We start from the raw sequence: 9,496 nt of genomic DNA, 5'->3' as shown, positions 1-9,496 counted from the left end.
TTGACCAGTGCGGTGGCGTAGGTGTGGCGCAGCTGGTGCGGAGTGACATGGTCGAGCCCGGCAACATGCGTGGCGCGGTCGAGTTCGTCTCGGACGGCGCGTTGTGAGAGGCGTCGGCCGTGGTGGGTGAACAGGAACTGGGCGCGGCGCCGATATCGGGGATGCGGCATCGGCCGACCGTGGCAGCGGAGCTCGGTGATGTGATCGATGAGCGTGAGGATCTCGTCGTCGAGCGGGACCATCCGCTCGGTCTCGAGCTTGCCGAGCGGGATCTTGAGCCAGCTGCCGTGCTCGGGTAGTTCGTGCACGCAGTCCAGCTCCAGATCGAGTAGCTCGCCGATGCGTAGCCCGCAGGCGCGTTGCAGCCGCAGGGCGGCCGCGGCGAGCTCGTTACCCGGTCGCTGGGTGAGCACCTCGGTCAGTCGCCGATCGACGTCAACGGGGAGGTAGCGAGGCAGCGGTTGCGGCAGCTTGGGATTGTCGTCGCGAAACACCAGCTTGCGTGGCGGTGCCTCCGCCCAGCCCCACTCGGTGATCTCGGAGAGAAACCCCATCAGCGCCAGCACCCGCCGAGAGCGATCCGCGACGGTGATGAGCTCATCATTCTTGGCGTTGACCGCCTCCACCAGCGAGGTCAGGTAGGGCTCGATGTGGCGTTGACGATCGAGTTCGGCAACCGAGGCGAGCGCGGGAGCAACCTCGGCGAGGAACACCCCGAAATGCTTGAGTCGCGTGGCCAGCGCGGAGACGGTCTTGGGCTGACACGTTGCGCGTTTGCGTTCCAGATAGCAATCATGGTTGCCCGGACCGGTGGTGTGACGTCGGCCAGCCGTTCGGGCAACGGGACAGGTCCGCCCGAGCGGGGCAGCTGCTCGACGATGCCGAGGTGGAACAGTACCCGCTGGGCGTTGCTAGCCGCGGCGAGGTAGTGCTTGTGGCCCTTGCCTGTCCGCGTCTGCCTGTCCCGGCATGCGGCGGTGAACTCGGCCAAATCCGTCACCGTGAGCTGCTCCAGCGGCCGCCCGGTCTGGATCAGCAACCGGACCGGCACCTGCGAACCGGTGGCCAACCGCACCCGCTCGGTGAAACCCAACTCGGCAGCTGTGGCCATGAACCGCTCCAGGTCAGTCCCCAGCGGTGACTCGGTGATTTCGCGCCAGATGCTGGAAAGTTTCCGCTCCAGCAGGTAGTCATACCCTGGCTGCAGCGCCCGGTGCAGCATCAGGAACGTGATGACCGGCCGGGTCGAGGTGTTCGCCGACAACCGAATCGCCAACGGCTCGTTCGCCCATTGCCGTGGGTCTGGCCAGCGTCGGAAGAACGCCCGAGCCGCCCGCCAATAGGCGACGTTGCCACGACCGGTTCGCCGCAGGTAATCCAGGTAAGCGGCATGCAGATCACTGGTGGGGCTGGGAGCGGATGCGATCGCGAGCGGCATCGAACTCTTCTTTCACATGGGCCGAAGCCAGATGGATGTAGCGAGCAGTGGTATCGACATGCGCGTGGCCGAGCAAGACCTGCATCACCGCGAGATCGACCCCGGCCTCGGCCAACGCGGTGCCGAACGTGTGCCGCAGCGCGTGCGGATGACCGGCGACGATCCCGGTGATGCCGCGGTGATAGCGAAAGATCGTGCGCAGCCCCGCCGGACTCAACGGCAGACCACGATTCGGGCCCTTGGCCACCAGAAACAGTCGGCCGCTGGCCGATTCCGGCCGCTCAGCCAACAGATACACCTGGATCACCGAGGCGAGGTCGGCATCCAGCGGGACGCGGCGTTCCCGCTGACCCTTACCAAGCACCTTCAGCCACCGGCCGCCGATGTCGACATCGGCGACCTCCAGGGCCAGCACCTCCGCCGAACGCAACCCGCAGTACAGCATCAACCCCGCGATCGCCCGATCTCGCCAGGTGCGGAAGCTCGCCAGCAACTCCGCCGCATCGGACTGCGACAACGCCGCGGGCAACGGGCGCGGTTCGCGCAGCCGCAGCGACGAACGATTCTTCGGTCGGCGGACAGCGTGGGCAAGCATGCCGCTGCGCTCACCGGGAACCCGCCAGTGGGCCTCCCTGCCCTTCGGAACCGGATTGGGCATTTGCGGGTCCCGCATCGCAGCGAAGGCGAACAACCCCGAGATCGCGGCCAACCGTCGGTTAATCGTCGTGGCCGCGTACTGATCCATCCGACGCCCCGACAGCAGCACCACGTTCGGCCCCGGCCGACCCGGAACCTTGGCCTCGCGGCAGGCGCGCAAGAACCGCAGCAGCACCTCCGTGGTCACGTCCCCAAGCGGCTGTTCCTCAGCGACGAGCCACCGGCAGAACGCCAGCAGGTCATACCCATAGGCACGCACGGTCTTCGACGAGTAGTTCCGATCGACCAAATAGGACAAATACTCGTTCACCAGCGGAAACCAGGACGCGGCCGGACCGGACAGCGCCCATCCGCCGTCCCGTTCCTCAAGCCGCAGATCCGATCCTTGGACCACGAGGAACAGATGTAGCACCACTGACCACACCTTGGTGGGCAACGCACATCCGTCGGCGTGTCGCTGCGCTGCGAAAACGCCGACATTGGCCGGTTAAGAGGGAGTCACCGATGGCGCCCATCGAGGGAACGAGCCCGGAATCCTTGGCGCGCTGGGTGAAAGCCCAGGAAGCGAACTGAACTCCCTGGTCGGAATAAATAACACTACCGGCCGTGGGCGATCGATTGTCGATGGCCATGCCCAGCGCGTTCGTGACCAGTGCTGAGGTAGGCGAGGAGTCGATCGACCACCCCACAACACGGCGAGAATAAGCGTCGAGCACGACCGCGCAGTACACCTTGCCTTCCCGGGTTCGATGCTCGGTGATGTCCGTCAGCCACAGCTGATCGGGTCCAGCGCGAGTGAAATCACGATCGACCAGATCGGTGGCAATCTGGTCAGGCTTGGGCCGGCGCCATCCTCGCCGGCCGGACACACCCGCCAGTCCGGCCCGCCGCATGAGGAGCTCCACCGCCCCGTGCCCAACCTGGATTCCACGGCCCAAGCGCAGCTCGGCATGCACACGACGAGACCCGTAGGTACCGCGAGAGTGCTGGTGTATCTCGGTGATCAAGTCAGTCAGCCAGGCATGCCGCACGGATCGGGCCGACGGCGTTCGAACAAGCCACTCGTAGTAGCCCGACACGGAGACGTCGAGAACCCGGCAGGACACCTCAACGGGGATGTTTTCGGCGGCCATCACTTTGACGGCCTCGTACTTCCTTTTGGGGACACCACCTCTCGCGTGAGCTCGATCGCCCGCTGGGTCGCGCGCAGCTCGGTCTCCAGCTCCGCAATCCTGCGCTTGGCCTGCGCGAGTTCAGCCTTCTCACCGCTGGTCAGCCCCGGCTCGAGACCGCGATCGATACGGTCTTGGCGTCGCCAGGTGTAGATCGATTGATCGCTGACCCCCAGGTCATGAGCGATCTCCGCGACCGGCCTCCCGGCCTCGACCAGGTCCAGGACCTTGCGCCGGAACTCCGGCGGATATCCACGTCGTCCCATACCACTCTCCGTTCAAGATCAAGTGGCATGAAATCCAACAACACACCTCCGCGCAACCAGGGGCACACCATCTCCGGACAAGCGGGGGAGGCTCAACCGACCCGGCCGCCGTCGCCACCTCCCGCGGCTGGTGGTAGCCGTTGCGCACCACCCGCCGGTGACCGTGCTCATCGACCTCGCCAGCGTGCGCCTCGATGTAGGCGGCCACCTCGGCCTGAACGGCGCCGCGAGCATCTGCCGCGCACCGTCTCGAACGATCTCATCCAGCAGCGACGCCGCACCCGTCCCGGTGGTTGTGTTGGCCTCGGACTCCTCGTGGACTACCTTGAGCATGGGCGTACCTTCCTGAACCGGCGCGCCAACGCCGGTTCTGATCAGAACTACTTGGACTTCCAGATCATCCTCGGGAAGGTACGCCCCTTCACGTAACCCCGCCGAGGACCATCCACAGGTTCTGATCATTGCTCCTGTCGTGGGCCTGGGTGGTTCTGACGCTCTGCGACCCAAGAGGCAATCTGAGTTCGCGTGCTGAACCCGAGTTTGGAGAGAATGTGTTCGATGTGGCCGTCGACGGTGCGCGGTGAGATGACCAACTTATTGGCGATCTGCCGGTTGCTGCGTCCTTCGGCAACGTTCTCGGCCACCTGCCACTCGCGCCGGGTCAACGGCTCGAAACCCATCGTCGACGAGCCGGTCGCCTCGGCTCCTGGTTCGTTGTGTTCACCCAGTGCATAGGCGATGGCCTGCGAGGCAGGGAGCTCGCTACCTTGCTGGCGCATCGTGGCGAGCGCCGCCTTAGGCAGCTTGGGGGCGAGTTGTGCCTCACATTCGTCGTGCAACGACTTGAAGTCAGCGAAGTTGTCCACAGTGGTGCCAGTCTTGCCCCAGATCGTGTCCGCTGCGCCAAGAATGATGGCCGTGCGCTTCCAGTCACCTGAGCTGCTGGCGAAAAAAGCCAGGGCCTCGAGACAGAGGACAAGGCCCGTGTGGTCGTCGAAGAGTACCTTGCCCCGCAGAGCTTGTCTCGCCAGGTCGGTCGCCGTGTCGAGGTGACCTTCCATCCAGTGGACGACGCCGAGGAACAGCAATGTGTACGACTTGAACCACAAGTCGCCGGTCTGATCGGAATTCGCCAGGACCTTGGCAAAGCGATCCTTGGCGGCGTCACGGTCGCCGCGGAACGCCAATGCCATACCGTCGAGCATCGAGGTGAAGATCTCGCCTTCGACACCACCGGATTCCCGGAACGTCGGGAGCGCCGCGGCGAAGTACTTCGACGCCTCGTCCAAGCGGTGAACCAGTAATGCCTGCAAGCCCGACGTCATGTCGAGGGACGCCATCAGCTGCGGCCAGTTCTCGACCTCCGGCGTTGCCAGCGCCTCAGACAACGACCGGTCGGCAGCATCAGCATCTCCCTGCAAGATTGCCAAGAAGGCGTTCACGCGCAGCCCGTCGATCCTTGCCTGGCTCGACTTGTCCGTCTGGGCCAGTGCCTGCGTGAGCCAGTGCCGCCCCTCGGACAGGGCTCCCCGAGCGTGCCAATACCACGCTAAGGCCGCTGCGATCCGTAATGCAGGCTCGGCATCGACCTGGTCGGCCAGCGTATATGCCAGAGCGCCACGCAGGTTCGCATGCTCGTCGCGGAAGCGGCGCAACCAGTCGACCTGTTCTGAGCCTATCCAATGCTCGGCCATGTGGGTGGCCAGGCTTTCGTACCAATCACGATGTCGTCGCCGCATCTGGGCATCCTGCTGTGCCTCGACTAGTCTGTCGTGCCCGTACTCGCGGATGGTCTCCAGCATCCGGAAGCGAATGCGCGAGTCGCGTTCCTCCCGCACGACGATCGACTTGTCCAGCAGCCCTTCCACCACGTCGACAATATCCGCAGACGCCATCTGATCGTCTTGGCAGACTCCTTCGACAGCGTCTAATTCGAATTCGCCGGCGAAGACCGACAATCGTGCCCACAGATCCTTCTCGGCCTCACTGCACAGTTCGTAGCTCCAATCGAGAGATGCGCGCAACGTCTGCTGGCGCGGAGGGACCCCGCGGGGCCCGTTGGTCAGCAAATCCAGTCGGGAGGCCAGCTTCTCTCTGATCTGGTGCAATGACAGCGTCTTCACGCGATCGGCTGCTAGCTCGATAGCTAGCGGAATGCCATCGAGGCGCCTACAGATCTGGGCAACCTCATTGCGGTTACGTCCATCGATCTCGATGCCCGGACAACGCGCGGAGGCACGGTCAACGAACAACTGGATCGCCTCATAATGCATCAGATCGCCCGTTGCGGACTCCGCGTCGGTCGTGCTCGGCGTCGATAGTGGTGGTATTGGCACCGCGAACTCGCCGGGCACCCTTAGGCGCTCCCGGCTGGTCGCGAGTATCCGTAGCTCCGGCGATGCCGCCAGAAGACCTTGAGCGAGCTCCGCGCAGGCGTCGACTATGTGCTCACAGTTGTCAAGCACGAGCAGCATGGTCTTGCCCTCGAGGTGCGGAGCCAGGGTTTCGAGGGTCCAGTCGGCCGCACCGTCTCGGAGACCGAGAGCGTTTGCGACCGTGTGCGGCAGCAGTGCTGGCTGGTGGAGCCCTGCCAGTTTGACATACCACACGCCGTCACCGAACGCACGGCCGAGTTCACTGGCTAAGCGCAACGCCACCCTCGTCTTCCCTACCCCACCTGCACCGATGAGCGAAAGGAGTCTCGTTTCGGACAGAAGCCCCCTGGCGTAGGTCAGCTCGTGTCGGCGACCAACAAAGCTGGTCGCCTCGACCGGGACGTTCCCCTTGATTCGCTGCCCACGTGTCATCGCGGTCCTCGCCCGTTGAACAGAGGCATTCGGCACATTCTCGCAGGTAGTATAGGTCGTTCGGCGGCCTCAAGGCAAAGCTGCGCTCCGCCGCGCACCGTCAGCAGCACCTGCTCACCGCCATGATCACGACGCAGGTTGGTCGGCTCGGGCACACCCTCCAACATCAGGGCGACGATGGCAGACACCTCCTACCATAGTACTCGCAGAGATCAGAGATAGGTGCCCAATGAAACCGCACGTCACACGCCGCGCGTGCGGCTGACCTACTTCCGGCGGTATTAGAGGTCGTTTCAGAATGATCGGCGTGTCTGCTTGGGTTTGTTGATGACGCCTCGGCACCCTGGCCGGATGATCGAGGAGTTGGTGCCTGACGAGCTGTGGCAGCGGGTGGAGCCGCTGCTGCCCGCCCGTGCTCCGCGCCGTAACCGGTATCCCGGGCGCCTGCCGGTGGATGACCGGGCGGCGTTGGCCGGGATTGTGTTCGTACTCAACACCGGCATCGCCTGGCGCGAGCTGCCCCACGCGGTGGCCAGCTGTTCCGGGGTAACCTGCTGGCGCCGGCTCCGCGACTGGACCGAGGCCGCGGTGTTTGCCGCGGTACAGGCACTGCTGCTGGACCAGCTGCGGGCGCTGGATCGACTCGACCTCGATACCGCCGTGGTGGACAGTTCGCACGTGCGGGCGCTGAAAAGGGCGGCAGCGACGGGCCCCTCACCCGTCGACCGGGCCCGCCCCGGCAGCAAGCACCATCTGATCACCGAGGGCACCGGTATCCCGCTGGCGGTGACGGTGACCGTCGGCAATCGCCACGACGTCACCCAGCTGCTGCCGTTGGTGAACGCGATCCCCGCGATCGGCGGCAAGCCTGGCCGAGCGCGCCGCCGACCTCGATGGCTCTACGGCGACCGCGGCTACGACTACGACCCCCACCGCAGATCCGTACGGGAGAAGGGCATCACCCCGCGCATCGCCCGCAGAAACACCGCCCACGGCTCCCGCCTCGGCACGGTGTGCTGGGTCGTCGAGCGCGCGTTCGCCTGGCTACACCAGTACAAGCGGCTCCGCACCCGCTACGAACGCCGCGCCGACATCCACCACGGACTCCTCCAGCTCGGCTGCGTGCTCATCTGCCACCGCCAACTCACAAGATCATTCTGAAACGAGGTCTTAGCTTGTCGTTTAACCTCTGATGGGTGCGTAGTGACCCCGGTTGATCATGAAAGCGGCCCTTGGTTGATCATGCTTCTTGTCACAGGAACAAGATCAACAACAAGGGCCGCGGTGATTAGTGTGCAGGATGGCGAGCGCGCCGATGCGCTCGGGGACCTGGCGGGGTTTCGCGGGGAGTTCTACCGGTGTCTGCCTCGGCGGGCGGACGCGCTGTTCGAGCTGACCGATGCTGTGCTCTGCGCGGAGGGGCCGGTGTCGACGCTGGTGGGGTTGTCGCTGGCGGGCGAGCACCGGCGAGGTCACGGCGCTTTGTATGACGGGCTGGCCTCCGGTCGGGTGGAGATCGATCGGCTGCGGCGCAGCGTGGCGGGTCTGCCGCTGCCCCGCGACCGTGACGGGCGGATCGTGCTGGCCGTCGATGTCAGCCCGTGGCTGCGCCCGGACGCGGCGACCTGCCCGGACCGGTCGTTCTGCCATGTGTATGGGCGCGGTAAGGGCTCCGCGCAGATGATCCCGGGCTGGCCCTACTCGTTCGTGGCCGCACTGGAGACCGGACGCACCTCGTGGACGACGATCCTGGACGCCTGGCGGCTGGGCCCCTGCGACGACGCGACCGCGGTGACCGCCGCCCAGGTGCGCGAGATCATCGAGCGTCTGGTGGCAGCGGGACAGTACAAGCCCGGTGACGCCGACATTCTGGTGGTGTTCGACGCCGGCTACGACGTAACCCGGCTGGCGTTCCTGCTGGCCGACCTACCCGTCGAACTGCTGGGCCGAGTCCGTTCGGATCGGATCTTCCGCTTCCCGCCGCCACCTCGGACGGCGGGCACCACCGGCCGCCGGCCCAAACACGGCAAGGAGTTCAGACTGGCCGATCCGACGACTCAGCCCGGGCCTGACGCGGCCACGGTCACCGACACCGACCGCTACGGCACCGCCCGAGCGTCCGCGTGGAACCGGCTACACCCACGCTTGACCCACCGCGCCGCCTGGGCGGTCCTCGCCGGACCACTGCCGCTCATCGAAGGCAGCCTCATCCGCCTGACCGTGGATCGATTACCCGGCGATCGTGATCCGAAACCGGTCTGGCTGTGGCACTCGCGTCCTGACGTCACGGCATCCACTGTGGATCGCCTCTGGCGAGCGTTTCTCCGCCGGTTCGACCTGGAACACACCTTCCGGTTCCTCAAGCAAACCCTCGGGTGGACACGGCCCCGCGTCCGCACCCTCGAACAGGGCGAGCGCTGGACCTGGCTCATCGTGATCGCCCATACCCAGCTCCGGCTGGCCCGTCACCTCACTAGCGATCTCCGCCGCCCCTGGGAGAAACCCGTCACCGAGCCCCGTCGGCTCACCCCCGCCCGCGTCCGCCGAGGGTTTCGGAACCTCCGCCCGAAGACCACCCTGCCAGCCAGTGCACCGAAACCCTCCCGGCCCGGACCAGGACGCCCACCGGGATCCAAGAACAAGCAGCGCGCCCGACGACACGACGTCGGCAAGAACACCGCAAGCAAGCACAACACAGCTACAACGGGTTAAACGGGGACTGTCCGATAAACGGTGGATCTGGCTTGGCATGGGCTAGTTTCCGCTCGGGGTGATGCGGCCTTCGAAGGTGATGGCGAAGGCGTTGAGAGCGGGTTTCCACCGCATGGCCCATCGTGCCTTACCGCGGCCGGTGGGATCCAGTGAGCGGGTGGCTAAATAGAGGCACTTCAGGGCTGCCTGGTCGCTGGGGAAGTGCCCTCGGGCCTTGATCGCGCGACGGTAGCGGGCGTTGACCGACTCGATCGCATTCGTCGAGCAGATCACCCGGCGGATCTCGACGTCGTAATCGAGAAACGGCACGAACTCCGACCAGGCGTTATGCCACAGTCGGATGATCGCCGGATACTGCTGGCCCCATGTGGCGGTGAACTCGTCGAAGCGTTCGGTGGCCGCGGCCTCGGTGGGGGCGGTGTAGACCGGTTTGAGATCGCGGGC

General features: G+C 65.4%; 10 protein-coding genes and 1 pseudogene. 2 read left to right on the top strand and 9 right to left on the bottom strand.

All coding sequences use genetic code 11. The annotated features are described in order from the left end of the window. The 8 genes and pseudogenes from CHB84_RS23300 to CHB84_RS23095 all read right to left on the bottom strand — a co-directional run. The coding region (locus tag CHB84_RS23300; RefSeq protein ID WP_217898691.1) for a tyrosine-type recombinase/integrase at nt 1-713 on the bottom strand (713 nt) is incomplete at its 3' end. Continuing rightward, nucleotides 635-1,276: a hypothetical protein gene (locus tag CHB84_RS23295; protein ID WP_217898690.1), complete on the bottom strand. Its 642-nt coding sequence runs from the start codon at nt 1,274-1,276 to the stop codon at nt 635-637. The genes CHB84_RS23300 and CHB84_RS23295, both read right to left, overlap by 79 nt. A gap of 121 nt (nt 1,277-1,397) precedes the next feature. Then, nucleotides 1,398-2,531: a tyrosine-type recombinase/integrase gene (locus tag CHB84_RS21685; RefSeq protein WP_217898689.1), complete on the bottom strand. Its 1,134-nt coding sequence runs from the start codon at nt 2,529-2,531 to the stop codon at nt 1,398-1,400. Then, nucleotides 2,461-3,228, bottom strand: coding sequence for an IS3 family transposase (locus tag CHB84_RS21680; RefSeq protein WP_089303506.1), 768 nt, complete (start codon nt 3,226-3,228; stop codon nt 2,461-2,463). Before CHB84_RS21680 ends, CHB84_RS21685 begins: the two co-directional genes overlap by 71 nt. Next, nucleotides 3,228-3,533 (bottom strand): transposase, encoded by a 306-nt coding sequence (locus tag CHB84_RS21675; RefSeq protein ID WP_089303505.1) that lies wholly within the window; start codon nt 3,531-3,533, stop codon nt 3,228-3,230. The genes CHB84_RS21680 and CHB84_RS21675 overlap by 1 nt, the downstream gene beginning before the upstream one ends. A gap of 94 nt (nt 3,534-3,627) precedes the next feature. Continuing rightward, nucleotides 3,628-3,866: pseudogene (locus tag CHB84_RS21670) on the bottom strand (IS256 family transposase); the annotation flags it as partial. A 125-nt stretch (nt 3,867-3,991) separates the two neighbouring features. Continuing rightward, complete coding sequence (locus CHB84_RS21665; RefSeq protein ID WP_089303504.1) at nt 3,992-6,340, bottom strand: LuxR C-terminal-related transcriptional regulator; 2,349 nt, start codon at nt 6,338-6,340, stop codon at nt 3,992-3,994. Next, nucleotides 6,337-6,528 (bottom strand): hypothetical protein, encoded by a 192-nt coding sequence (locus CHB84_RS23095; RefSeq protein ID WP_176440084.1) that lies wholly within the window; start codon nt 6,526-6,528, stop codon nt 6,337-6,339. The genes CHB84_RS21665 and CHB84_RS23095 overlap by 4 nt, the downstream gene beginning before the upstream one ends. A 163-nt stretch (nt 6,529-6,691) precedes the next feature. Between CHB84_RS23095 and CHB84_RS21660 the strand changes: the two genes are divergently transcribed. Both CHB84_RS21660 and CHB84_RS21655 read left to right on the top strand, forming a co-directional pair. After that, nucleotides 6,692-7,501: an IS5 family transposase gene (locus CHB84_RS21660; RefSeq protein WP_089303503.1), complete on the top strand. Its 810-nt coding sequence runs from the start codon at nt 6,692-6,694 to the stop codon at nt 7,499-7,501. Nucleotides 7,502-7,633: 132 nt separating this feature from the next. After that, nucleotides 7,634-9,052, top strand: coding sequence for an NF041680 family putative transposase (locus CHB84_RS21655; protein WP_217898688.1), 1,419 nt, complete (start codon nt 7,634-7,636; stop codon nt 9,050-9,052). Between the two features lie 42 nt (nt 9,053-9,094). On the opposite strand, the gene CHB84_RS21650 is transcribed toward CHB84_RS21655, so the two are convergent. Then, nucleotides 9,095-9,496: transposase (locus CHB84_RS21650; protein ID WP_176440083.1), on the bottom strand; the 402-nt coding region annotated here is incomplete at its 5' end.

This window comes from Haloechinothrix alba (assembly GCF_900188115.1).
GTDB lineage: Bacteria > Actinomycetota > Actinomycetes > Mycobacteriales > Pseudonocardiaceae > Haloechinothrix > Haloechinothrix alba.
The sequence above is the reverse complement of the archived record's forward strand: the minus strand, read 5'-3'. Positions and strand labels throughout refer to the sequence as shown.

What these genes read in the sequence shown, in the direction of transcription:
- CHB84_RS21680 (WP_089303506.1), bottom strand. Translation starts at nt 3,228, where the DNA reads ATGGCCGCCGAAAACATCCCCGTTGAGGTGTCCTGCCGGGTTCTCGAC.
- CHB84_RS21675 (WP_089303505.1), bottom strand. Translation starts at nt 3,533, where the DNA reads ATGGGACGACGTGGATATCCGCCGGAGTTCCGGCGCAAGGTCCTGGAC.
- CHB84_RS21665 (WP_089303504.1), bottom strand. Translation starts at nt 6,340, where the DNA reads ATGACACGTGGGCAGCGAATCAAGGGGAACGTCCCGGTCGAGGCGACC.
- CHB84_RS21660 (WP_089303503.1), top strand. Translation starts at nt 6,692, where the DNA reads ATGATCGAGGAGTTGGTGCCTGACGAGCTGTGGCAGCGGGTGGAGCCG.